Below are 23,258 nucleotides of genomic sequence, written 5' to 3' on the forward strand. Positions count from 1 at the left end.
GTTAGAAGCCGGAACTTGGTTATGTCCGGCGCGTTAAGGCACAGGAGGATTGCATCATGAGAACTATCGGCTTCATTACCGCCCTCAGCATTGCTCTCACCGCCGGCGTGGGCATGGCTACCGCAGATCCATGGAAGGATGAAAGCGGCAACGGGCGCTGGCTCCGCACCTACGAACGTGGCAACGACGAGTGGCGTGGGGACCGCTATTACCGTGAGCGGCCCTCCAAACGACGTGCGTACAAGGAAGAGTACCGACGCGGCGGCTGCAAGATAGAGCGGAAGTGGGACGACGACGAGTACAAGGAAGAGATCAAGTGTAAGCGCGGCTGGAGGCGTCCCGTCTACGACTATTACCGCTACTAGCGATTTCGTAACTCTTCGTCTATCGACGGCGAGCAGGGCCTTAAGCCATGAACTTGCCTATACTGAAGCAATCGAGCTCTGTAGGAGACCGAACCCGCGTCCTTGGGGGGGAACGTTCGAAACGAGCCTTCGCCACCGATCAAAGCGCACTGGCCAACTATGGGCCGGTGCGCTTCTAGCGCGTCGAGTTGCTCCCGCTTGCTGCATGATTAGCGTGATGGGGTCGGGTTTGCGCCGATATTGTTGAAAAAGTCGGTTTTCTACGATGTCTGATTATTTGGAGGGCCGTATAGGCCGATACTGAAAATTGACTGGGGGGACCTACCAATTTTGCGATCAAGCAGCGTGTGAGGAGCCTAGCCATATTGGGACTGCATCGAGCGGCAACATCCGCTTAGACCGCGAAATGGCGGACTTTTCGGCAAGCCCCGATTTGGGACTTTTTCAACAATATCCGCCACAAGCGGTCACTAAGACGACAGAGCGACGCGAACTATGGCGATCGAATTTGCATAGACACTAACCATCCTGGGGAGTACCTTTCCCTCGACGCCCGACCAAAGCGAACATTATTCGCTTCGTCCCGCGCCTCTGATGACCATCGGTTTGTGAATCGATTCAGGAGGCCGGCATGCATGTTGATCGCTCCAATGCACTTTTCTGCCGTTGCAACTCTGAACCACGGCAGTTTGTCTGCGACGCCATAAACCGAAGAGAACTCGTCTGCGGCGGGGGCGCTGCCTTGTTCGCGGGGTTGCTGGCCGGGCTGCTCAGTGGGGCAAGTCCCGCGAGGGCCGAGAAGCTGGCTGGCGCGGTTCCTGAGTTGGACCGAGTGGCTGTCCGAGTCCTGATCGATAACTATCAGTTCGCCGTGGCCCCCAGCAGAAAGGCCGATGGTCTGGATATACAGCATTTCGGTTGGGGAATCGGTGATCACCCACCCGCGAGAACGCTGATCAGTGAATTCGGTCTTTCGATGCACGTTGAAACACAGCGTGGCTCCGAGATCCAAAACACCCTGATCGATTTCGGTTTCACGCCCGAAGCGTTGAACAACAATATCGACCTCGTTGGCCTTGATCCCGGCGCGCTGGACGTGTTGGTACTCAGCCATGGCCATTACGACCATTTCGGCGGACTCGTTGGTTTCCTTCAGCGTGCCAGCGACAGGCTCAAGCCCAAGCTTCCGCTGTATGTCGGTGGTGAAGACTGTTTCTGTGCCCGCGAATGGATCGGTCCACCGGTAAAAGGCGATTTTGGGGTCCTGGACCGAAGGGCACTTGAGAAGGCAGACCTCGTAGTGACGGACTCTGTTGGCCCTTCGCGTGTTGGCAACCATGGTTTCACGTCAGGCCAAATCAGCCAAAGCAGCTTCGAAAAGTTACTTTCGCCTAGCGCCATGAAGATTGGAATGGTCAATGGCGTTGGCTGTTTCCCGGAGCGGCTTGCAGAGGAAGATCGGAAGCCGGGGCTGGTGCCAGACCAGTTCCGCCATGAGCTTGCCACAGCATTCAATCTCAAGGGACGGGGGCTAATCGTGCTCACATCATGCAGCCATCGAGGGCTGATCAATGCGATCAAGCAGGTCCAAACGGTATCCGGCGTTGACAAGGTCTATGCGATCATCGGGGGCTTCCATCTGGCCCCCTATCAGCCCGATTACCTGCGCCAGACCATCGCCGCCCTCAAGGAACTTGATCCCACTTATGTTGTTCCGCTTCACTGCACTGGCGAACCATTCACCGATCTCGCCAAGGCCGAGCTTCCGAAGCAGTTCCTCCGGGCATATACGGGGACGCGATTGATCTTCGAGAGTTGATCTTAAAGTAACCATGCCATTCCAGGGCAGAGTTGCCTTTAGAAAAGGGAACCAAAAAAAATATTTGGATTTCCGGAGAGCGTCGCGAGGTCGCCTACCTTGCGATAAGCCGTCGCGGTTCACGAGAGACGGGACCAGCGTCCGCATTGGGCGCCAGAAGCAGCCATTCCGTCCGCCGCTGAAAAGCAGAACAGGCAGCGCCAGCGCATCGCAAGGGAATGACTGATGCCTGGGCGACTGATATGAAGGGCCGGCCACTCACTCTGGATTGCCAAAAGGATCTGTTCTGATGACGACCATCGCTCATAGAGACCAACCATTTGAAGACTGGCGAACAGGAGTAAAGACGCAGATGCATGTCTCGGCCCGCAAAGGTGCAACGCAGCTTTGCATATTTGAGCAATGGGTAGCGCCAGCCGTCGGAGCTCCGACCCATTGGCATACGGTGGAGGAAGTACTTACCGTTGTCGCAGGTGAAGCGGAGATGTGGATCGATGACGAACGTTTTATTGTAACTGGCGACCATTCCCTCATTGTACCCGCTCGACGGAAACACGGTTTCCGAAACATAGGGCCCGCTATCCTTCACTTGCGTGCCGTGCTTGCGTCATCGGTCTTCGAGGCAACGTTTGAAGGATCTGAACGTGTGCAGCGCTGGCTTCCATGAGCGAAGTCCATAATATTTAACATTTCCCCGTCAGGCAGCCCGGCGATAAAACCTTTGGCGCGAAATCAGCGGTCGCAAAGGGGCAGGAGCGTCCATGGTGTGCCCACGCAGTAATGTCGGGGGGCCATTAGCGGCCGGTGTTCCTGCTTTCCACGACCGTCTGGCAATCGATTAGGCCCGGAATTTTCCGATACTGATTAATCCGCATTCATCGCGAATTCGCATCTTCCTGGATGGGGGGGACCGATCGAAACGCACCTTCGCTACCGATCAGGCGCACTGGCCGATTATTGGCCGGTGGCTTCTAGCGCGCCGAGTTGCTCCCGCTTGCTGCAATTGATTAGCGTGATGGGGTCCGGTTTGCGCCGATACTGTTGAAAAACTCTAAAACCGGGGCTTGCCGAAAAGTCAGCCATTTCGCAATCTCAGCGAATGTTGCCGCTCGATACCGTCCCAGTTCCGCTACGCGCCTCACACGCTGCTTGATGGCAAAATTGGTAGGTCCCCCAAGTAAATTCTCAGTGTGGGCCTCTACGGCCCTCCAAAAAATCAAACGTTCTAGAAAACCGACTTTTTCAACAGTATTGGCCGGAAGGCGTCATGGCTCGTTCGCGCCAGAAGCGGCGATCGACGCAGCCGTTTGAGGAGAAGCCGAAGAATCCGGTAGCCTGCGCGTCCGGGAAAAGTGCCAGGTGGCTCGCCAACTACGCCTGAAATCAATAGTTGGGGGAGACGCACGCCCGTCGCGGACCGTAGTAGGGCTGGAACGTGTTGTCGTAAGCCCTATAGGACCGGTAGCGGGCATAGCACCAGCGCGTGTGTGTGTTGCCGCCATAATAGACCTGGCGGTAATTGCGTGGCGCGTAGTAGCGCGGACGGTAATAGGTCGGCCCGTAATAGCTCTGATCGTAGTAGCTGGGGCCATAATACCTCGGCTGCGCCAGCAATCCGCCGATGATTACGCCAGTCGCGAGCCCGCCCAGTGCCCAAGCCCAATCGTCGTTACCATTGTGGTGTCCATGCCCGCGGTAGCCTCGATAGCCGCCCCAGTATCCACGGTTGTAACCGCCGCGGTAACGCCTGTACTGGACCGGCTGCGCCTCTTGGACTTCGATCTTCGGCACGGCAACGGTGGGAAACGCCATGGCCGGCGGGGCGCTCGTCAGCGCCGTCACCAGCGACAGGGCAAAGATTGCTAACCTTTTCATTGGCTTCACCTTTCCTCTACAGTGCTCCGCGTCGAAGACGGCGCGCAAGGACGCTGCAGCCCTTTAAATGCTCTGCGCAATTTTACTCCAAAATCGATTTTGACTCGAGAAATTATGCGTTAGCAGGAAAGCTTTCTTTCAAAAATGGTCCATTCGCGGTGTCGCATCGCCGCGCGCGAAAAACGCATTTTGTTGATCGCGAACGTTCTCTTGCGTCGACGAATGGTCGTCAATGGGCCATTAGGGGCCGGTGCTCCTGCTTTCCACGACCGTCTGGCAATCTTAGGCCCGGAATTTTCCGATGCTGATTAATCCGCATTCATCGCGAATTCGCATCTTCCTAGTTGGGGGGGACCGATCGAAACGAGCCTTCGCTACCGATCAAAGCGCACTGGCCAATTATGGGCCGGTGCGCTTCTAGTGGTCAAAACCTAACGCTTGGTACCCGATGCGGAATACCTCTTCCGACGGCGATGTCACATTGTTTTTGGCTTAATAGATTGTCGATAGACGGTTCGGCATGAACCAGCCCATCGCCAATTACAAGAACCACCGGTTCCCGCCAGAGATCATCGCCCGCGCCATCTGGCTCTATTATCGGTTTCCGTTGAGCCTGCGCCATGTTGAAGAGATGCTGTTCGAACGAGGAATCGCTGTATCCTATGAGACAATCCGCCGGTGGGGCAGAAAACATGGCCCCGAATATGCCCGGCGCATTCACCGAAAGTCACCTTCCAGCAATGATGTCTGGCACCTCGATGAAGTCGCGGTGCGCGTCAACGGCAAGAAATGTTGGTTATGGCGGGCGGTTGACCAAGATGGGTATGTTCTTGACGAAATCGTGCAGGTTCGCCGGGCGCTGTCACATTGTTTGAAGTATAGGCGTGCGAAACCGCAAGCGCCCCTTTTCAGGCAATCTGGCCGCTCACTGCTTTCCATTCGGCCATGGCATGCAAGCGGTGATTTCGGATCTGACATGCTGAGCGATTTATACGGGATGGAACGAAAAGATTGCGAACCGCAGAGAAGAGCGAAACGAAATGCTGCAAGCTTCCGATCGATCGAAAGCCCTGGCGCATTTGCTCCCGTTTTCGAAATGGAACATGCGAATTCTCCGCCCGATTGTTCAAGCCTTTGTGAGAACGATGCTCGATGTCCGGCATGACCTGACGCTTTGCCGCGCCATAGGAGCGCAATTTATCAGTCACCATCCGTTTTGGCGGCAGGCCTTGCTTCTTTAAAAGACGGAGCAATAATCGTCTGGCAGCCTTGGTATTGCGGCGAACCTGCACGATTTCGTCAAGAACATACCCATCTTGGTCAACCGCCCGCCATAACCAACATTTCTTGCCGTTGACGCGCACCGCGACTTCATCGAGGTGCCAGACATCATTGCTGGAAGGTGACTTTCGGTGAATGCGCCGGGCATATTCGGGGCCATGTTTTCTGCCCCACCGGCGGATTGTCTCATAGGATACAGCGATTCCTCGTTCGAACAGCATCTCTTCAACATGGCGCAGGCTCAACGGAAACCGATAATAGAGCCAGATGGCGCGGGCGATGATCTCTGGCGGGAACCGGTGGTTCTTGTAATTGGCGATGGGCTGGTTCATGCCGAACCGTCTATTGACAATCTATTAAGCCAAAAACAATGTGACATCGCCACTCAGTCAGCTTTGATCAGAAACTTCAAGCTCGCCTCCGACCGTTGTTCGCGCATCAATACGGGTGGCTCGGTAGACTTTGGGCGCTATAAACTATAAACTTCCGCCAATCGGGACAGGCCGTAACGGTCCATCCCGTATACTTCGTCGTCGTTATTGCACACAGCCTGATATTGGTGCTTGTGTCGATGTTACAGGCTTCATTTCTTTCAATATAGAACCTGTGTCGCATGACTTCGGGCTGAATAACTCGCTCAATTCCTCTAGCCGATAGATCACGGCAATCTCTAAATTGAGCTGCTATGATAGGAGTCGGCAGCGGCCATGACATATCTGAAGCAGAAAACGATCCTTCTGGTCGGAGCCGATGACATGGTTGCGCAGGCTCTGGCTGATTCCTTTAGGAGGCGCGGTGACAGTGTTCATCGCTTTGAAGATCCATTTCTAATTCCTTCACCTGGTTCGCGTGTAGCGGATGGAAAGAAGGAACAGTGGGCTACGGATGAGCTGGACCAACTCGTTCAGGAGATCGGCACGATCGACCTCCTGGTGACTTGCCTCTCGCTCAATGCACAGCACGGTTCGCGCTCCCAACCGAACTTTGCCGCTGTCTATGCGTCTGCGATCAAGCAATTGAGCCGGGCGATGTCAGCCGTTCTGCCTGGTATGATCATTCTTCAAAGGGGCAAGATCGTAACTCTGGTTACCGCACATCGGCAAACCGTCGGCAAGCCTGCTTATCACGCGGCGATCACAGCGGCAGCAAGTGTGACGGACCGTATCGCCGGCGCCATAGAACGGGATAACATCCAAGCCCATATCATGTTCCACCGCGGCAGGTTGAGTGGTGATAGTATAAAGGCGCTCGCGCAAAAAGTGGTCGGACTCGCAATCTATACCAGCCCGCCAAGCTCATGCATGCGTCTTGTCGGCGAATGCCTGAGGACGGTATCAGATACGACGGTGGCGGCGAACCTCATTCGATTGAACTGAACGGACAGAGAATGTAGGGCTTGAGCCTTCGGCCTTGGGTAAAAAAAACCGTTCGGTGGGGGAGGGACCAGAGCGGTTTAGTCTGACCGGCGCGATGAGCGGTCATTGCAGCGCCTGTCGGGGGAATCTCGCAAACTTGTTCTGCCACTTTCCACCCATCAATTGCCATATCGAACTGCGCAGCGTGTATTTGTCAGCTTAGGCCATGCAACCTGCCGCAGTCGGGCGACCAATCATTTATCTGAAAATCAGCGGCCTGTCCGACAGACGCTATGGTCGGCGGTTAAATGCCATGCGCCGTTTCAACCGTCACAGATAGAAAGGAAGTGCTCGGCATGCGATTGACGCCTCAAGGCTGATTTGATTTGGGGCAGCAAATTATTCTTGTTGTCTGCCAGGATCCAAACGGTGACGGTCTGTGTATTACAGTTCGGCCTGCTTGCGTGATCCACCAGGACGTCCGTCGTCCGCTTGCCCCCGTTTCCTGGTGTCTTGCTGTGTGCGGTGCAACGGAGCCCGCGCGCCGGAACGTTCAATCGTCACAATATCCTTGGCGGAAAATTTGACAGTTGCAGGTCGGCCTTTTCGACGTTCTTGCCGTAAGCGAGTTTCTGCCAATAGCCGGCGGGTGGTCTTGCGATGTCGTAAAGATCGCAAGCCTGGGCGATCTGCAAATCGCGGACACCATAATGCTTTGCAATCTCTGTCATCGGGTAAGACCAGACCAGCTCGTAAAGCACGGCACGGGTCAGCTTCATCATCTTCATTCCAATTGCGTTGGCCCAGCTTGGTGCCGGCTACGTCATCGGGTTTGCAACGAATTCAAACGCCCTTCAGCAGACAGCCGGCTGCCAGGACGATGAAAGCGACTAGCAGGAGCCAATAGCTATAGACGCCAAGAATGGCGACTGCGATCCCAAGCACAGGCAGCAGTGATATTACCGCCAGGATAACCGCAATGAAAAAGACGATTTTCGTGGGTGCACTCAGATTCATTCTGACTTTCCTTTCAAGCTCAGCACAACCCTGTCAGGCATGCCGGAATTTCAAATAGAAATGATATCAAGTCCCTTTCGGCTGCCCCGGAAGAAGTTGAAGAACCACCGGCAATAGCCTCGACGATGCCGAGAAGGATATCCGGAATCATGCCCTGACCGCTTTTGTTGACGATTTTACTACCAAGAAATCCAAGGCCAAAGAATGAACCATCAGATAACAGACATGGAGTATTCCTCCTCCGTCCATTGCATCAATGTCATGCTTTCGCATGGACAGTATAAAATCAAGACGTGTTTTTCTTTGCTAACAAGATAGTTAATTGTAGACCTGGGGTGGCAAGATACTCTTGTGCTGCAAACCTTGTAAGATTGAAGAGGAGGTCGAATATCGGAATTTCTGGCAACGCCGATCCATGCGGAAGCATAAAAAGTGTTGAGCATTTTTCTGACAGGTGCTGGATTTGAACAACCTCTAAGTCCCTGGGTAGGGATCGGCAACATTTGTAGTGGTCGCAGACTTCCCTTCGTCCTGACGGACCGCCTTATCCAATAAACCGCCGTCGTTATTCAGGCACGAGACCGTCAAACACTTCTGGCATCGCGTCCGAGATTGCTTTCACTCCAACAAAGCCATTTTATCCATTGCTCACAACAGAACGCTTTGTCATGTCGGAACTCGATTGTTTTCGTACAGCACCCTTTCCGTGTGTCCACAATTAACGCGACGGCGTGCCAGTCGCCGGTTATGTATGCGCGTTCTTTTTTCGTTCTAGCTTAGCGTATGATTTGGAACAGTTCTTGTTGTCGCCCCAAGAAGGGCGCGGGTATAGTCTTCCCTCGGCGCTTCGAACACCTCGCGCACGGTGCCGAGCTCCACGATATTGGCCTTCTGCATGACCATGACGTGGTCGGCGAAGTCGCGCACCACCGGCAGGTCGTGGGCGATGAAGATGAAGGCGATGCCCATCTCCTTGCGCAGCTCTCACGGGGCGAAACGCAGGCACTTCTCCGCGACTCCGCCAAGCTGATAGCAACCTACCGTCGGCTCGCTGCATATTCGATTGGGGAAGGGGACCTGCAATGCGACCTCGGAAAGTTAAGGTTACAGTGCCCTCCAGCCGCATGAGCGACGCGGTCATGGCGCACAACCAAAGGTGTCAGCGGGTTCCTATCTATGTCGAAATTCCCAGGCCTAACTTTTCGCGCCGATCTCATTCGGATCGGACGCGACATCTGACTTCACGCTTCGCATTCCGATGTCGTAAACGGCTACTTGCTCGTCGAAGCCCTTGAGGTCGCGCGCGCCGAGTGCGACCATCGGAACCTTGCCACGGACGGTGTGCGCCACGGAATGATCGATGAGGATTTGCTGGTCATCGGCGGACGAACACAGTCTCGATGCCAGGTTCGCCACGTTACCGATCGCGGTGTAGTCGTGCCTCCCTTCGTAACCAATGCGTCCGACCGTCGCCCATCCCATGGCAATGCCGATGCCGAAGCCGATCGAATGGCCGCGCGCGCACCATCCGCAAATCATGCGTTGAACGTCCTCTTGCATGGCGATCGCCATGTCTACCGCGCGCAGCGCCGGCTCCGCGCACGGCACCGGCGCGTTGACCAGAACCATCAAGCCGTCCGCCGAGAAGTTCGTCACGGTCGCTTCGAAACGCGTGACGACGGCACCAAGCACCTGATAGTACTCCCCGAGGACCCGCATGATCTCCTCGGGATCAGCTCCATGTGTGAAAGCCGTAAAGCCACGCAAGTCGCAGAATACGACCACCACCTCCATCCGCTTGCCGACCAGTAGATCTTCGTCCCCCGCGCCCTCGACGAGTTCCGCGACCTGTGGTGCCAAAAAGCGCTTCAGCCGCGCGATGCGCTCCATCCGCTCGCGCGACGTGGCAAGCCCCTGCGCCATCTCGTTGAACCGGAGGGCCAGTCATTCAAGCTCGTCTCCGGTCGCAATGTTGATCCGGTGTTCGAACTGCCCGGCCCCTATTTTTTCGGCGCCTTCCTCCAGAATTCGGATGGGGCCACTCATGCGTCGCGCCAGCCAATAAGCAAGCCCGGCAGCGCCGGCGGCGGTGCCAAGCAGCAGGCCGCCGGTTCGCCAAAGAGCGGCGTAGATGGGTGCAAAGGCCTCGGCTTGCGGTTGTTCGACGAATACCGTCCAGCCAACGCCGGGGATATCCTCCATGCTGGCGACAACCGCTTCGTCGTCGCCATTGACGGTGGTGATCGATCTGCCACCGGCCTCCTCGATCTCATCACGCAGTTGGCGAAGCCTCCTCGCCACTTCATCATTGGTGCCCTGCAACACCTTGCTTAGGTCTGGATGCGCAACGAGCCGCCCGAGCTGATCGGTCACAAATGCCCGGCCGCGGTTGCCGACCCGGATCCCAGCTATGACATCCCGGACAAGCTTGAGGTTGATTTCCGCGACGGCGATGCCAGCCGCCTTGCGGTTGCCGGCGACCGACATAACCATGAACGGTTCGGACTCATGGTAATAGGTGACCGGGCCGTACCAAACACCTGCCGCGCGTGCGCCGGACACGGCTGGGTCGTCGGATCGATCCTTCTGCCCTGCCTCCCTATTGAGGTCGATGCGCGAGACATGCAGCCGCTCGATGCCGGCCTCGTCGACAAGCGCCACGCTGACGATCGCCGGGGCCTGGCGCAGCAGCCGCAGGGTCTCCAGCTTGCGTTGATCTTCGGTGCCCGGTGTCCAGGATTGCTGGACGCTCCAGCCGAGCTGTTCTTCAATGCCACTCAGGAACCCGTGGATCTTTCCCGCCGCCGTGGCTGCTTCGACGCGAAGAAGCGCGTTGAGCATGCTGCGTTGGTCGCGGTAGCCAAACCACGCATCGCTGATGCCGCTCGCCAGCAACGGAGCGGTTGCCGCAAGAAAAATGGTGAGGAAGTATTTTTGAAAGAGTGATCGGGGCATGACATGAGGCTTCATTCGATAACTTCGTCGGCAAGCGTCAAAATTGTCGGGGGCAATTCCAACCCCAAGGTTTTGGCCGTCTTCAGATTGACCGTCAGCCTGAAGGTCGTTGGCTGCTCCATGGGGAGGTCGCCGGGTTTCGCTCCCTTTAAAATACGGTCGACATAAAACGCCAGACGACGGTTCATCTCGTCGTAGTCCGCGGAATAGGCCATCAAGCTGCCAGCCTGGGCGAACCAGACCCCCCACGCCATTTCCGGCAGCCGGTTTTCGATCGCAAGGGCTGCGATGCGTTCCGCCTCATAGGCGAACATGACATCGGGCAGGACAAAGACCGCCTGCACGCCGTCCCTCTTCATCTCAGAGAAGGCGCGATCGAGGTCGGCCGGCTGTCTGGCCTGATATACAGCTATCGCTATGTTTAGCCTGCCGGCGGCTCGCCTGGCATCCGCCTCGAACGGCAGGTATGACAGGTCCGGGTTGACCAGGACGCCGACCCTGGCGATGCCGGGGATCGCCTCTTTCAGCAGTTCCATCCGCTTCGCGGTGAGTTCGGTCGCGTAGTAGCTGACGCCCGTGAAATTGCCACCCGGTTTGGCAAGGCTGCGCGCGAAGCCGGCGGATATTGGATCCCCACTCACCACGGATACAATCGGAATCTGGTGTGTCGCCTCTTGAGCAGCGCGTCCCGACGGTTGCGAGCCCGTCACGATCACGTCCACCGGAATCCGTACCAGTTCGTCCGCCGCGTTCCGGAGTTTGTCGTATTGTCTGTCGGCACTCCTGCATTCGATCGAGACGGTTTCTCCCTCCTTGTAACCGAGCTCTTCGAGCCCGCTTAGAAACGAACTGAACTCACTTCGATAGACTACTGGGTCACATGACCCGTAAGTGAGAATTCCGATCCGGGGAGTTTCTGCCGCAAAAGGCTGGCTGACCCCGAATACCCAAACCAAAACCGACGATGCGCCAACGAGGTCAAGACAAAGTCGTCGACTCCACCCCCAGCGATCAGGTCGCGATCGGGGGGCGATTTGCCATGAAACAGGGCCACGGTCGCAAATTGCGCGCATTCCACACTCCTGGACACAATTCGCCCTCGGTGCGATCAACTGGTGGAACGACTTTGAAGCCAGCGGATAATAGCCTAATTTGCTACCAATGAGTATCAGCTGGATGCACTTTGCGAGCGATGTCAGGAAATCAAAGTTTCACTTTGGTTGATGGCCCGATTGCAGCCGAGATCGATGACGGATTTTGTTTTCGATAACCTTCATGAAGGGATGTCCTAGTCGCGCTTGCGAATAACCGTCTCGATCCACGTTTCTAATAGGCCCTAGAGCTTTCGGTTGGGGGAACGAAGTTGTGGGTCAATGTCCGCTTCGCGCTGATGCTGTTGAAGGTCGGTTTGCTATAACGCCTGATTTATTGGCGGGCCGATACTGAAAATTGACTGGGGGACCTACCAATTTTGGGATCAAGTAGCGTGTGAGGCGCGTAGCCAAATTGGGACTGCATCGAGCGGCGACATTCGCTTAGACCGGAAATGGCGGACTTTTCAGCGAGCCCCGATTTGGGACTTTTTCAACATGGTGTAATGGGCCGCCGCTCTTCTCGGAGACCGCTAAGCGCGGCTCCGTCATTTGAAAGAGGAGACTGACCATGGAATATTTTGTGGGCTTGGATATCTCGATGGAAGAGACGCACGGCTGTATTGTCGACGCGAGGGAACAGTCGTTCACGAGCAGAAGACGGCATCGATGCCTGAGGCAATCGCAGCCTTGCTGGCAAAGGCGCCCGCTTGCCGGCGCATCGAGTTCGAGACCGGTCGGATGGCGCCGATGCTCTACTATGGGCTGGCAGCCTTCGGCCTGCCGGTCGTCTGCATCGAAAGCCGGCAGGCGTACCAGGCGCTGAAGTCGCTTGCAACCGACAAGACCGATCGCAACGATGCCCGTGGTTTGGCGCACCTTGCCCGCACCGGATTCTTCAAGCCCGTGCACGTGAAGTCGCGCCCCGCGCATGCAATTCGCGCGCTGATCGTCGCCCGCAAGAAGCTGTCCAGGGACCGGGGAGCGCTTCGAGGGGCTTTTGCTTCAAGTGATCGCGGCCCCGGCTTTTGCGATCCGCAAGCCTGCCGGCGGTGTTCACGCTCGACGACTATGTCGCCGCCGGCATCATGACCCCCGGCCAAGCCGCCGTGCTGCGCAGCGCCGTCGCCGCGCGCAAAAACATCCTGGTCGCCGGCGGCACCTCGACTGGCAAGACGACGCTGACCAACGCACTGCTCGCTGAGATCGCCGGCACTGCCGATCGCGTTGTGCTGATCGAGGATGCCCCACCACGAAACCTCTCCGCCGCACGTCGATCGGCAAAATTGCCTCGCCCGTCATCCTTTGAGGAAGGCCAATAGGTCTGCATTCACTTGGTCGGCGTGGGTGACGCACATGCCATGCGGAGCGCCGGCATATTCCTTCAAGCTCGCGTTTGGCAGGATCTTCACCGAACGCCTGGAAGCAATGTCGATCGGAACAATCTGATCATCATCGCCCTGTAGGAGCAGGGTCGGGATCGTCATCTTCTTGAGATCGTCCGTAAAATCTGTCTCGGAGAAGGCCTTGATGCAGTCATACTCGCCTTGGAGGCTCCCCATCATGCCCTGAAGCCAGAAGGAGTCGATCTGGCCCTGCGATACCTTCGCGTTGGAACGGTTATAGCCGAAGAACGGCATTGCCAGTTCCTTGAAGAACCCCGCCCGGTCGGCAACCAGGTTCGAGCGCAGGCCGTCGAACACGCTCATCGGCGCGCTGTTCGGGTTCGTCGGCGTCTGCGCCATGTGCGGAGGCACCGCCGAAATCAGTACCGCTCTCGACACACGCGATGTGCCATGGCGGCCGATATAGCGCGCGACCTCGCCTCCACCGGTCGAATGGCCGATCATCGTTGCACCCTTGACGTTTAGCGCCTCGAGGAGCGTGGCGAGATCGTCAGCGTAGGTATCCATGTCGTTGCCGGTCCACGTCTGATCCGATCGACCATGGCTGCGGCGATCATGGGCAATAACACGGTAGCCGTTGTTCCCCAGGAACAGCATTTGGGCGTCCCAAGCGTCAGCGGTGAGTGGCCATCCGTGGGAGAATGTAACGACCGGACCAGTGCTCCAATCCTTGTAGTAGATCTTCGTGCCGTCTTTCATTGTCGCGGTCGTCATGGGAATTGATCCTTTGCGAGAAGCATGGTGGGCAGGCGGTTTGGCATCGTTCGCCTTCTTGGCGCGCGCCACTTTCGGGAGGCTGAGAGCAGCGACAACACCGCCACCAGCGAGCAGGAGCTGGCGTCGCGACGTCATGAAACCGCTCCGACTGATGGGCACGATCTGGCTTCTTCCAGCCGATCGGCTGGCAGTGAGCGAGGGCAATATCTCGGCATGGACGCGCGGATTCTTGACGTCCGGCATTTTGCTGTTTCCTCTCGCCGTACGGGTGTGGGGAGCCGCGAACTACTTCGCTGTATCGGTCCAAAAGCACGCGAAGCGGGGCGATCGGGCGGGCACGAAGCTGACGAAGGCGGGCCCGATGAATCCCTGAGCGCTACCAAGCTCCCAACGAGGCTCGCGAGTCGCATCACGAACGCTGAGCTTCGCCGATGAGCATGGCGAGCGGAGCGAGCGGCCCGAGAGCGATCAGCTCGAATTCCATCATGCCGGCCACGCCAAGCGGAAGTTTCTCCAGGAGCTCGTGCGCCTCTGCAGTGCTCGTGGCATTCACGATGAAGACCACTCCGTAGCCCTCCGTCTGGAAGAACCACTGCTCGATCTTTCCGGCGAGGTGGTTGCGAACCGTCGCGCGAACCTCATGGGGCAGAACCGGCGCGATCGCCTCGGGCGTTCCCTTAGCCGTGACCGAGCCGATCGCCAGAATCTTGGTTGTCGGACCGACAACGGCAGCGAGCGCGGGCAATATCTCGGCATGGACGCGTGGATTCTTGACGTCAGACATTTCATGTTTCCTTTCGTTTGATTGATGGGAGGCAGCCCGAATTATTTCGGGGGATCGGCCAAGAGCACGCGTAGCGGCGCAATCGGGCCAAGGGGGATGATCTCGAACTCCATCAACCCCGCTTGGCCGAAAGGAAACCTACCCAGCAGTTCCCGGGCTTCTTTCGGGTCGGTGGCGTTCATCATGAAGACGACGCCGCTCTGGTCCTGCTTGAGGTACCACTGGTCGATTTTCCCAGCGAGATAGAGCCGTACCGTGTCGCGCACTTCAGCAGGGAGGAGCGGCTTCCACTGGTCAGGCGTTCCTTTGGCCGTGAAGGTGCCGATCGCCAGCAGCTTGGTGGTCGGCACGTCAAGGCCCGATGATGGCGGCGCCGACTGAGCGAACGAAATAGCCGGGCCGATCGCTGCGAGCACCGCGATGAGGGCGCCGAAGCAGGCGAGCTTGGTCAAGCGGGTTGCGCGCATGCCGAGCTTGTCGAGGACGCGGCTCATGACAGCATCGCCTTCGCGACTTGCGCGGGCTCGTCGGCCTGCAGCCAATGGCCAGCCGGGATGACGGTGAGGGACGCATTCTTGAGCTGAGATTGGCGCCGCTCGGCCACGGCGACGGTGATGTAAGGATCGTGCTGTCCCCAGATCAGCTTGACCGGAATATCCAGCGTCTTGAGCGCCGTCAGATGCTTGGCGTTTCGGGCATGTTCATCGAAGAATTCCGCCGCCAACTGCACGAAGGCGGGACCGGCGCCAGGTTGGACGATGAAGTTGTCGCTGATCAGCGGACCGATGAACGTGCTGAAATGGGGCTTTTGCGCTTCGGGCAGTGGATCCTGGAATTGCTTCTGCTGCCATTTCAGCAGCCAGCCAAACTGTTCGGGGCTCTGGGCGATCGATATTGCAAGGGCCTGCATGCTCCGGGTCGCAAAGAGCGTGATCATCTCGGGCCAAAGTACCGTGGTGTCCTCGCTAAAGGCCGAGTTGAGCATGATCGCGGAGTCGACGCCGCCCGGATGGATGAGCGCGTAGTTGAGCGTCGCCATCCCGGAGGAATCGTGAGCAACTGGAACGATCTTCCCCAGGCCCAGACCCTCGACGACCGCTTCAAGGTCGCCCAACTGCTGTTTGAAGCTATAGACAGCGTTGGCGGGCTTGTCTGAGGCGCCAAAGCCCAGGAAATCGAACGTCACGACGCGCCGTCCGCTCCCGATCAGGTAGGGGATCAGATCGTCCCAGATGTGTAGATTATCGGGGAAGCCGTGCATGAGCACGAAGGCGGGGCCAGCGCCCGCATAGTCTCGAGCGTAGAGGCTTCCTTCCCCCCGCGGAATACGGTGCTCAGAGAACTCGCTGGGATCAAAAGACATGCATCATCCTATCTTCCTCATGGAAGCGCTGAGGTAGGCGCGTGATTGGCGGCCATTGCCGCAACAAGATCCGCCTCTAGAGAACCCTCGGAAGAGTCGTATCCAGTGAATACGGGGCGGTGTGGCTACGGCACTCGAATTGATGACGACCAGAAAAATTCTTCCTACCTTGTCCCAGGAAATGATCGATAACTGAGTCAGGCAGGACGAGATGTGTGTGTTGCTTGTACGTTAGCGCTTCTCGCCGGTTCGGCGTAGGTCGTTCTTGCCACCATTCATGACATAGGTCGACGCGAGCACGGCGAAGCTTGGCGCTCGCGGCCGCCGAGCGGTTATTTCGAAATACGCCTCGTGGATGGCACTAATTCGGGGTAGTGTGTGAATTTAGGAGAGATCCAGGAGAGATTATGCATCGGGTTGGTTTCATCGTGCCGCAACGATTTCAGCTGATGAGCCTTGCAGCATTGACGGCGTTCGAGATTGCGAACCTGCCCCCGGCCGGCCCTCGCTATGATATCCGCCTGTTGTCAGAACACGGCGGCCTGGTTCGGTCTTCCGGGGGGATGATGGTTGAAACCGAGGCGTTCGGAGATCCGGCCTTCGATACCGTCATTGTGGGTTCGATCACCGAGTTCGAAATGCCTTCCTCCGATGCGAGGATAATCGCATTCGTACAAGAAGCTGCCAAAGCGTCGAGGCGAACAGCGTCCATCTGCAGCGGGGCGTTTATTCTTGCTGAAGCGGGCCTTCTTGATGGACGGCGTGCGACGATGCATTGGGCCCATGCGGTTAGTTTCAGGGCTCGGTTTCCGGATGTCACGACGGAGGAGGACCGAATCTTCATCAATGACGGTCCGATCTGGACGTCGGCCGGCATGACCGCAGGGATCGATCTCGTTCTAGCTTTGATCGACAATGACCTCGGTCCGGATGTAGCGAAATTGATTGCCAGGCTTCTCGTCATGAGCCAGCGTCGACTGGGTGGACAAAAGCAGCATTCCGCGCTCCTCGACATGACACCAAAAACCGATCGCATCGAGCTGGTCCTGGCGCACATCCGCCAGAATCTGCGCAACCCGCTCACCGTCGAGGAGCTTGCGGCCATCGCCAACCTCAGCCCCCGTCAGTTCAGCCGTGCCTTTCTGGCCGAGACCGGCCAGTCACCGGCAAAAGCCGTAGAGCGGCTTCGGCTGGAAGCTGCCAGGTTCATGATGGAGGAGGGGCGGCACACGGTTAATGTCGTAGCACAGGAGACGGGTTTTGCGGATCGCGAACGCATGCGCCGGGCGTTCCTCCGGACCTTCGGTGTGCCACCGGAGGTATTGCGCAGGACCGCGCGACGGGAGGCGGTGGCGGCTGCCTGACTTTGAGCTGTCAAGAATGCAGGTTTTTGTCTGGCTCTCGATGCGGCGCCGAACGGCGCTCTCGGCCATCCGGCTCTCGCGTGAGCAGCAGGGTTCGATATCAGAGCATGCGCCTTGATGGGATCCATCTGGGCTATCATCCACATTTCAGACACCAGGAGCAGCCATGCATCGGGTAGGTCTCATTGTCCCGCACGGCTTCCAGCTCTTGAGCCTTGCGCCTATGACGGCATTCGAAATGACGGGATTCGGACTTGCGAAGCCGCCTCCGGCCGATTCCCACTATGACCTCCATCTGTTGTCGGAACACGGCGGTCCCATTCGATCGTCCTGTGGTTTGACCGTTGAAACCGAAGCATTCGGCGATCCGGCTTTTGATACAATTATTGTCGGCGCGATTACCGCGTTCGAAATGGCCCCATCGAACGGAAACTTGATCGCCTTTGTGCAAGAGGCTGCCAGGGCGTCGAGGCGCACCGCTTCATTTTGCAACGGTGCGTTTGTTCTCGCCGAAGCCGGACTTCTAGATGGTCGCCGTGCGACGACGCATTGGATTCAAGCGGCCAGTTTCAAGGCTCGGTTTCCTGATGTCAGGATGGAGGAGGACCGAATCTATATCAATGACGGTCCGATCTGGACGTCGGCTGGAATGACGGCAGGAATCGATCTTGTCCTAGCGATGATCGATAGGGACCTGGGTCCCGAAGTTGCGAAAGCTGCTGCCAAGCTTATGGTCATTAATCAACGTCGGATGGGCGGGCAAACGCAGCATTCTGCACTCCTCGACATGACGCCGAAATCCGATCGCATCGAGTTGGTCGTGGCGTACATCCGCCAAAATCTGCGGAGCACGCTCTCGGTCGAGGAGCTTGCAGCCGTCGCCAACCTCAGCCCTCGTCAGTTCAGCCGCACGTTTCTCGCCGAGACTGGCCAGTCACCGGCAAGAGCCGTCGAGCGGCTCCGGCTGGAAGCTGCCAGGTTCATGATCGAGGAAGGGCGGCACTCGGTTAAAGTGGTCGTGCAGGAAACGGGCTTTGCGGATCGAGAACGCATGCGCCGCGCGTTCCTCCGGACCTTCGGCGTGCCCGCGGAGGCGTTGCGCCGGAATGCTCGACAGGCAGCGGTGGCGGCTGGCTGACTTTGAGCCTGGCCACGGTACGCAGGTTGGAGTTGATGTCCAAGTTGGTCGTCAACTCGAGACGGGTCGGTTTCACCAGGATTTGGATCTGGCGCGTCGCGCCCGATCCGTTCGCGGTGTCGCCGATGATCCAGCGCACGGTGTCGGTGATCTGACCGATGGCAGCGTAGACCTGATAGCGCGCGCGCCTTGCGTGAAGGGATAAGGTTTTCCCGTTCTGTGCTTTTAGAGTTGCACAATGCCTCAAGTGGAACCGCAGCCTCTCGTGCTGAATTTTGGAGAGCTGTTCGTTGGAATCTATTCAAGGCGGTCGTGATGGCTGCTCTGGCAGACCCCTAGCGAACAGTGCTGTACGCACCTTTTGCAGTCTGGAAATGCTGATGCGGCCAGCGCGTGCTCGGCGAACTCAACAACGCAGCGGTATTGCACCGAACAGACATCTCATAAGCCAACGCCGAACGCTTACGGTCCAAGCCCCTTATGTGCGTATGAATCTAACACAATTTAACAGTTGCCTGAGACTTTTAGGGGTTCATCTCGCCGCTGATGCGTGCGCATGTTTCGGATTTCTGGAGCGCGTATTCGTCGGGACTGTTAACCTTGAGCTTAGAAATATCGTCGACGGCATTTTGCTGATTATTCCAGCCGAGAATCCAGTCTCCTTCAAAGTTTTCGTCCGCGGCAAAGGCATGTCGCGCCCGCTCTTTGTAGGCATCAATTTCTTTCGGGTCGAGTTGGCAAATATCGGTGGCGATGCGCGCGGTACCGCCCGCCACCTGCGCCCCTAATACGGCCGACTGCTTTGACTGATCGGATTGTGCGTGAGCCGAGATCGTCGAGATGCAAAGCATGCCAAGAGTGAGAAGCCTGGCGAATGTCATACGTGCCGTTCCCTTCAAGTCATCGTGACATAGCGCATGTCGGAGGCCTTGTCGATTTAGGCGGCGTTATCGTCGCGATTACCCGAGGCGAACAGCGTTTCGCGCTGTCGCTCGGGCACAATGGTGCGCCGTGGCATGCATGATTGTCCCTATTGAGTATCGCCTGTTCTGGACAACACTCGCACCATGCGCCGAACATCCTTGATCGTCAGTACATACGAAGCCGCGTGCATGAGCAAAAAAGACGATGCCATCTGCTGGTAGGAAGGTATTGTAGACCTTCGGACGCCAATCAAAATTGACCAAAATCCCCTATTATCGGCATTTTCAAACGAACATTTATCCGCCACTTGCGCGCTTGCACAGGTGCGGATTACAAAAGCAGGACGCACCGGGTTTCTGCGCAGTTTGAATTTGCATCGGTGCCTTCAGGATTTTCGCGAATATCCTGAAAATGCTGCGTCGGAGAATCCTATGTTTGCTTCTGACAACAAGTATAGGCGATTTCGTCGCGCTAACAGAGCGCTTATTCCTGACGCCCTATCTTCGCGTGCAACACCTATTGTAGAGCTTCAGCGTATCGGATGATGCTCTGATTTTGCACGTTTTCGACCAATTCATCCGCACGAGATAAAAGCCGGCGGAGCAAGGGAGAGGAATTTGCCTCGTTGTATCCCAGAGTGAGATCAACTGTCGGAGGCACACCCTCAAGCGCTCTGGCAACAACGTTTGGTGCCAGCATATTTTGCGCATAAAGCGGGACAAGAGTAACTCCGCCCGTGGACGCGACGAGCGACATTGCCGACGATATGTTCTCGCCTTCGTACTTTGCCTTGAGCGTGATCCCGGCCCTTGATGCGTAATCCTGAATCACAGATTGCAATACCGGAGACGTTCTCGCCGAGCTGACGTAAATTTCGCGGGCAAGGTCCTGCGGCCGAATCTTTTCGCGCGATGCCAAGCGATGGCCTGCCGGCAGCACGGCGATCAGAGGCTCCTTCGCTAACAATTTGAAGGATAGGCCCAAACTCTGTTTCTCGGGGCGAAGGAAGGCTACGTCCAACTTCCCGCGCATTAACGCAAGAGCGAGCTCCGGGGAGGACTGACTACACAGCGTGACTTCGATCTCCGGTGCTTCCTCGCGGATCATGCGCAATAGGTGAGGTAGCCACGTGACCTCCAGTCCAACCAGAAACCCCATAGCAAGTACGGGCCTTTTCGGCTGTGCCGTCCGCCGGGCGCCTTCGGTCGCAGCCTCGACCTGAAGAAGTGCCAGCCGAGCGTGATCCAGAAAAACGCGCCCCGCAGCGGTAAGCACAACGCCGCGCGCCTGCCGTTCCAATAGCTGTACGCCGACTTCAGTTTCGAGATCGCGAATCTGCCGGCTCAACGACGGCTGCGAGGTGTTCAGTCGCCGCTGGGCAGCGGTTAACAAGCCGCCTTCCTCGGCAACCGCAATGAAATAACGTAAATGGCGGAGTTCCATCGGATCCTCGCTATACCTCCAAGGCATAGGTCGAACGTACAAGGTATTTGTCACAGATAGAAGGAAGATTTACCTTCGCGCTAAGGTCAAAGAAGGAGAAAGCAAAATGTCTACAGCATCCAAGCCTACCATCGTATTCTGCCACGGCATTTGGGCCGATGGTTCGTGCTTCAGCAAGGTGATCCCGGCATTGCAGGCGGACGGACACGAGGTGATTGCTGTCCAATATGGTCTGGATTCATTCGAAGAGGATGTGGCGACGGTCAAACGCACGCTCAACCGCGTTGGCAGCCCGGTCATCCTCGTCGGCCATTCCTACGGTGGCGCCACGATCACGGCTGCGGGCGTCGATGAGCGCGTGATCGGCTTGGTCTACGTCGCCGCCGTCGCCCCGGATGTCAGCGAGACTGTGCAAGACCAGCTCGACAAGTATCCGTCGGACATCTTCTCTCGCGTCGAGGTCGCGGATGGGCGCGCCTGGATGCTTCCAAACGGCACCGAGTTCTTTGCCGGCGACCTCTCGGCGGAAGAGCAGAAGCTCGTCTGGGCTACCCATTATGCACCCGTCTTCGATCTGTTCCACCAGCAGAAGCTGAGTGCCGATCGCATTGCGTGGAAGTCGAAGCCGAGCTGGTATGTGCTGGCTACGAAAGACCACACCGTGCATCCCGATCTCCAGCGCTGGGTTTCGAAGCGCATGGGAGCGACCGTCACGGAGGTGGCAAGCAGTCACGTGCCGATGCTCTCCCAGCCCGCCGTCGTCATCGACGTAATCCGGAAAGCTGTAGCTGCTGTTCAAAACGGTTGAGAGCAGCCGTCCGACGGATGTGGAGAGACTGCCGCAGGTCGGTCTCTCCTGCTCGTGCGAAGCGTTGCGGAACTCCAAAGCGCTCCGCCTTCGGACTTTAAGTATAGGCGTTTATGGGAGCTTTTTGATGGCATGCCTCTCGAGCCAAAGTGTTGATTTTTAGTGCATCGGGTGGTGCTCGTCGCCCGCCGTCAACAAGTACAAATCGAGTTTGTAACAGAACCGCCGAATTTGGGGTGCGGATGTGTGGTTCGAGAAAGGAATGACTCTGGTTTTCCAGGCATCACTAAACGAAACGCCAGAAGTTCATGATGCGCTCAGTCTTGGCGTACGATTTCGAGCAGTTCTTGTTCTGACCCCAGAACAGCACTTATCGGCATTTTCAAAGGAACGTTTATGTCCGGCGATCGTCATGCCTTTTTCAGCACTAGATCGCCCCTCGTGTTCTCGCTTGTGGGTTCTATTTCAAATGCAACGGCGGGGTGGGGCAGGCTAATCCGGCAGCGATACTATTTCAACAAGCTGCTCCCTGAACACTTCGGTTGGGGTCCTGTAGTCAAGACACTTTCGCGGGGTCGCATTGAGGCGCTCGCATATTGACCTGACCGATTGATGTGGCAGTGACAGGAGATCGGTATCACGCGGCAGGTAGCGCCTCACTCTTTTGTTCATGTTTTCGACAGAGCCTTTTTGCCAGGGCGCTTGCGGGTCGCAGAACCATGCCTTCGTCCCCATCCCGGACTCCAGATCGCGCCAGGACACGAACTCGAAGCCCCGGTCAAACGTGATACTTTGCCTCGCTGAATGCGGAAGCGTTGACAGTTCATTGATCAGACGGCCCATGATCGGTTTCGATTGCCGGTCATTGTTGCGAAACAGGACAGTGTAACGGCTTTTACGCTCCACCAGTGTGGCAATGTTGGCATTGCCGTACTCCTTGCGAAAGATCATCAGATCACCCTCCCAATGTCCAAACTGGCCACGGTCATTGATCTGTGCGGGACGGTGGCGAATAGCCATAAAGTCCGGAAACACAAGACTTCGCGGCCTTCGGGCATAGCGCGGCTTTCGTTTGCGGCGACGCTCGGGCAAGTGACGGGCAAGCGCCTGGGATTGGCCATCTTCAGAATAGACGTAACGATAGATCGTCTCATGGCAGAGCCGGTGTTGACCATCAGGTTCTATCTTCAACCGGCCGGCTATCTGTTCAGGCGACCAGCCGGCTTTCAAACGATCGATGACGACATGACACAGTTGCGGATGCTGATGCAGCTTGCGATACGACCGCCGCCGCTGTTCACAAAGACTTTGCGCTGTCACATGCCAATAACCATCAGCCTGCGGGACTTCCGTGTCATGCCACCAATTGCGTTTGATCTCGCGGTGAACCGTGGACCGGCTGCGGCCAAGAACTGTTGCAATCTGCGCCAATCGAGCCTTGGCTTGTAACATCTGCGCAACGATACGGCGCTCATTCATATTCAATTGCCTGAAACTACGGGGCATTCCATCCTCCTGAAAACAAAGAGGGTTTAGCATTTGTTGCAATTGAA

General features: G+C 57.0%; 21 protein-coding genes and 6 pseudogenes. 12 read left to right on the forward strand and 15 right to left on the reverse strand.

All coding sequences use genetic code 11. From position 1 onward, the window contains the following. Nucleotides 1–56 precede the first annotated feature (56 nt). The 3 genes from ACSQ3H_RS26955 (at nucleotide 57) to ACSQ3H_RS26965 (ending at nucleotide 2,851) form a co-directional block, all read left to right on the forward strand. Nucleotides 57–365 (forward strand): hypothetical protein, encoded by a 309-nt coding sequence (locus ACSQ3H_RS26955; RefSeq protein WP_436120163.1) that lies wholly within the window; start codon nucleotides 57–59, stop codon nucleotides 363–365. A gap of 631 nt (nucleotides 366–996) precedes the next feature. Continuing rightward, nucleotides 997–2,184: an MBL fold metallo-hydrolase gene (locus ACSQ3H_RS26960; protein WP_436120164.1), complete on the forward strand. Its 1,188-nt coding sequence runs from the start codon at nucleotides 997–999 to the stop codon at nucleotides 2,182–2,184. Nucleotides 2,185–2,536: 352 nt separating this feature from the next. Continuing rightward, on the forward strand, nucleotides 2,537–2,851 hold the full coding sequence (locus ACSQ3H_RS26965) for a cupin domain-containing protein (protein ID WP_436120419.1): 315 nt from the start codon (nucleotides 2,537–2,539) through the stop codon (nucleotides 2,849–2,851). Nucleotides 2,852–3,567: 716 nt separating this feature from the next. Here the strand turns inward: ACSQ3H_RS26965 and ACSQ3H_RS26970 are convergent. After that, complete coding sequence (locus tag ACSQ3H_RS26970) at nucleotides 3,568–4,059, reverse strand: BA14K family protein (protein WP_436120165.1); 492 nt, start codon at nucleotides 4,057–4,059, stop codon at nucleotides 3,568–3,570. A gap of 520 nt (nucleotides 4,060–4,579) precedes the next feature. Between ACSQ3H_RS26970 and ACSQ3H_RS26975 the strand changes: the two are divergent. Beyond that, nucleotides 4,580–4,915, forward strand: a pseudogene (locus tag ACSQ3H_RS26975) (IS6 family transposase); the annotation flags it as partial. A 52-nt stretch (nucleotides 4,916–4,967) separates the two neighbouring features. On the opposite strand, the gene ACSQ3H_RS26980 reads toward ACSQ3H_RS26975, so the two are convergent. Further along, the gene (locus ACSQ3H_RS26980) at nucleotides 4,968–5,672 is read right to left on the reverse strand and encodes an IS6 family transposase (protein ID WP_436120166.1); all 705 of its coding nucleotides are present in this window, start codon (nucleotides 5,670–5,672) and stop codon (nucleotides 4,968–4,970) included. A gap of 375 nt (nucleotides 5,673–6,047) precedes the next feature. Here ACSQ3H_RS26980 and ACSQ3H_RS26985 point away from each other — a divergent pair, with 375 nt between their 5' ends. Beyond that, the gene (locus ACSQ3H_RS26985) at nucleotides 6,048–6,716 is read left to right on the forward strand and encodes an SDR family NAD(P)-dependent oxidoreductase (RefSeq protein ID WP_436120167.1); all 669 of its coding nucleotides are present in this window, start codon (nucleotides 6,048–6,050) and stop codon (nucleotides 6,714–6,716) included. 539 nt (nucleotides 6,717–7,255) lie between these two features. Here ACSQ3H_RS26985 and ACSQ3H_RS26990 read toward each other — a convergent pair. The 5 genes and pseudogenes from ACSQ3H_RS26990 to ACSQ3H_RS27010 all read right to left on the reverse strand — a co-directional run bounded on the left by ACSQ3H_RS26990 (nucleotide 7,256) and on the right by ACSQ3H_RS27010 (nucleotide 11,740). Next, on the reverse strand, nucleotides 7,256–7,477 hold the full coding sequence (locus tag ACSQ3H_RS26990; RefSeq protein WP_436118866.1) for a hypothetical protein: 222 nt from the start codon (nucleotides 7,475–7,477) through the stop codon (nucleotides 7,256–7,258). A 61-nt stretch (nucleotides 7,478–7,538) separates the two neighbouring features. Further along, nucleotides 7,539–7,712 carry a hypothetical protein gene (locus ACSQ3H_RS26995; RefSeq protein WP_436118865.1) on the reverse strand — a complete coding sequence of 58 codons (174 nt, stop codon included), beginning with the start codon at nucleotides 7,710–7,712 and terminating at the stop codon, nucleotides 7,539–7,541. Between the two features lie 771 nt (nucleotides 7,713–8,483). Next, nucleotides 8,484–8,696: pseudogene (locus tag ACSQ3H_RS27000) on the reverse strand (ABC transporter ATP-binding protein); the annotation flags it as partial. Nucleotides 8,697–8,906: 210 nt separating this feature from the next. After that, nucleotides 8,907–10,667 (reverse strand): annotated as a pseudogene (locus tag ACSQ3H_RS27005) (adenylate/guanylate cyclase domain-containing protein). 11 nt (nucleotides 10,668–10,678) lie between these two features. Next, nucleotides 10,679–11,740, reverse strand: coding sequence for an ABC transporter substrate-binding protein (locus tag ACSQ3H_RS27010; RefSeq protein ID WP_436120168.1), 1,062 nt, complete (start codon nucleotides 11,738–11,740; stop codon nucleotides 10,679–10,681). Between the two features lie 589 nt (nucleotides 11,741–12,329). Here ACSQ3H_RS27010 and ACSQ3H_RS27015 point away from each other — a divergent pair. Both ACSQ3H_RS27015 and ACSQ3H_RS27020 read left to right on the forward strand, forming a co-directional pair. Next, a pseudogene (locus ACSQ3H_RS27015) lies at nucleotides 12,330–12,748 on the forward strand (IS110 family transposase); the annotation flags it as partial. Then, nucleotides 12,729–13,002, forward strand: a pseudogene (locus ACSQ3H_RS27020) (ATPase, T2SS/T4P/T4SS family); the annotation flags it as partial. The pseudogenes ACSQ3H_RS27015 and ACSQ3H_RS27020, both read left to right, overlap by 20 nt. Nucleotides 13,003–13,056: 54 nt before the next feature. Here ACSQ3H_RS27020 and ACSQ3H_RS27025 read toward each other — a convergent pair. Next, nucleotides 13,057–13,878, reverse strand: coding sequence for an alpha/beta fold hydrolase (locus tag ACSQ3H_RS27025; RefSeq protein WP_436120420.1), 822 nt, complete (start codon nucleotides 13,876–13,878; stop codon nucleotides 13,057–13,059). A gap of 136 nt (nucleotides 13,879–14,014) precedes the next feature. On the opposite strand from ACSQ3H_RS27025, the gene ACSQ3H_RS27030 reads away from it, so the two are divergent. Then, nucleotides 14,015–14,254 carry a hypothetical protein gene (locus ACSQ3H_RS27030; RefSeq protein ID WP_436120169.1) on the forward strand — a complete coding sequence of 80 codons (240 nt, stop codon included), beginning with the start codon at nucleotides 14,015–14,017 and terminating at the stop codon, nucleotides 14,252–14,254. Nucleotides 14,255–14,290: 36 nt separating this feature from the next. Here ACSQ3H_RS27030 and ACSQ3H_RS27035 read toward each other — a convergent pair whose 3' ends face one another. Genes ACSQ3H_RS27035 through ACSQ3H_RS27045 form a run of 3 tightly spaced genes read right to left on the reverse strand, consistent with a single transcriptional unit; the run spans nucleotide 14,291 to nucleotide 16,028 of the window. Further along, a complete protein-coding gene (locus tag ACSQ3H_RS27035; protein ID WP_436120170.1) occupies nucleotides 14,291–14,665 on the reverse strand; it encodes a hypothetical protein in 375 nt (124 codons plus the stop codon). 41 nt (nucleotides 14,666–14,706) lie between these two features. Next, nucleotides 14,707–15,159 carry a hypothetical protein gene (locus ACSQ3H_RS27040; RefSeq protein ID WP_436120171.1) on the reverse strand — a complete coding sequence of 151 codons (453 nt, stop codon included), beginning with the start codon at nucleotides 15,157–15,159 and terminating at the stop codon, nucleotides 14,707–14,709. After that, nucleotides 15,156–16,028, reverse strand: a complete 873-nt coding sequence (locus ACSQ3H_RS27045; RefSeq protein WP_436120172.1) for an alpha/beta fold hydrolase — start codon at nucleotides 16,026–16,028, stop codon at nucleotides 15,156–15,158. The genes ACSQ3H_RS27040 and ACSQ3H_RS27045 overlap by 4 nt, the downstream gene beginning before the upstream one ends. 407 nt (nucleotides 16,029–16,435) lie before the next feature. Here ACSQ3H_RS27045 and ACSQ3H_RS27050 point away from each other — a divergent pair, with 407 nt between their 5' ends. Continuing rightward, on the forward strand, nucleotides 16,436–17,392 hold the full coding sequence (locus ACSQ3H_RS27050) for a GlxA family transcriptional regulator (RefSeq protein WP_436120173.1): 957 nt from the start codon (nucleotides 16,436–16,438) through the stop codon (nucleotides 17,390–17,392). Nucleotides 17,393–17,558: 166 nt separating this feature from the next. Further along, nucleotides 17,559–18,530, forward strand: a complete 972-nt coding sequence (locus ACSQ3H_RS27055; RefSeq protein ID WP_436120174.1) for a GlxA family transcriptional regulator — start codon at nucleotides 17,559–17,561, stop codon at nucleotides 18,528–18,530. 16 nt (nucleotides 18,531–18,546) lie between these two features. Here the strand turns inward: ACSQ3H_RS27055 and ACSQ3H_RS27060 are convergent. Then, nucleotides 18,547–18,734 (reverse strand): annotated as a pseudogene (locus ACSQ3H_RS27060) (P-type conjugative transfer protein TrbG); the annotation flags it as partial. Between the two features lie 320 nt (nucleotides 18,735–19,054). Further along, nucleotides 19,055–19,411, reverse strand: coding sequence for a hypothetical protein (locus ACSQ3H_RS27065; RefSeq protein ID WP_436120175.1), 357 nt, complete (start codon nucleotides 19,409–19,411; stop codon nucleotides 19,055–19,057). Here ACSQ3H_RS27065 and ACSQ3H_RS27070 point away from each other — a divergent pair. Further along, complete coding sequence (locus tag ACSQ3H_RS27070) at nucleotides 19,405–19,554, forward strand: hypothetical protein (RefSeq protein ID WP_436120176.1); 150 nt, start codon at nucleotides 19,405–19,407, stop codon at nucleotides 19,552–19,554. The genes ACSQ3H_RS27065 and ACSQ3H_RS27070 overlap by 7 nt on opposite strands. A gap of 416 nt (nucleotides 19,555–19,970) precedes the next feature. On the opposite strand, the gene ACSQ3H_RS27075 is transcribed toward ACSQ3H_RS27070, so the two are convergent. Then, nucleotides 19,971–20,897, reverse strand: coding sequence for a LysR family transcriptional regulator (locus ACSQ3H_RS27075; RefSeq protein ID WP_436120177.1), 927 nt, complete (start codon nucleotides 20,895–20,897; stop codon nucleotides 19,971–19,973). Between the two features lie 106 nt (nucleotides 20,898–21,003). On the opposite strand from ACSQ3H_RS27075, the gene ACSQ3H_RS27080 reads away from it, so the two are divergent. Then, nucleotides 21,004–21,705, forward strand: a complete 702-nt coding sequence (locus ACSQ3H_RS27080; protein WP_436120178.1) for an alpha/beta fold hydrolase — start codon at nucleotides 21,004–21,006, stop codon at nucleotides 21,703–21,705. Nucleotides 21,706–22,197: 492 nt separating this feature from the next. On the opposite strand, the gene ACSQ3H_RS27085 is transcribed toward ACSQ3H_RS27080, so the two are convergent. After that, nucleotides 22,198–23,211, reverse strand: a complete 1,014-nt coding sequence (locus ACSQ3H_RS27085; protein WP_436117907.1) for an IS30 family transposase — start codon at nucleotides 23,209–23,211, stop codon at nucleotides 22,198–22,200. Nucleotides 23,212–23,258 lie beyond the last annotated feature (47 nt).

The organism is Phyllobacterium sp. LjRoot231, from assembly GCF_964253365.1.
Lineage (GTDB): Bacteria > Pseudomonadota > Alphaproteobacteria > Rhizobiales > Rhizobiaceae > Phyllobacterium.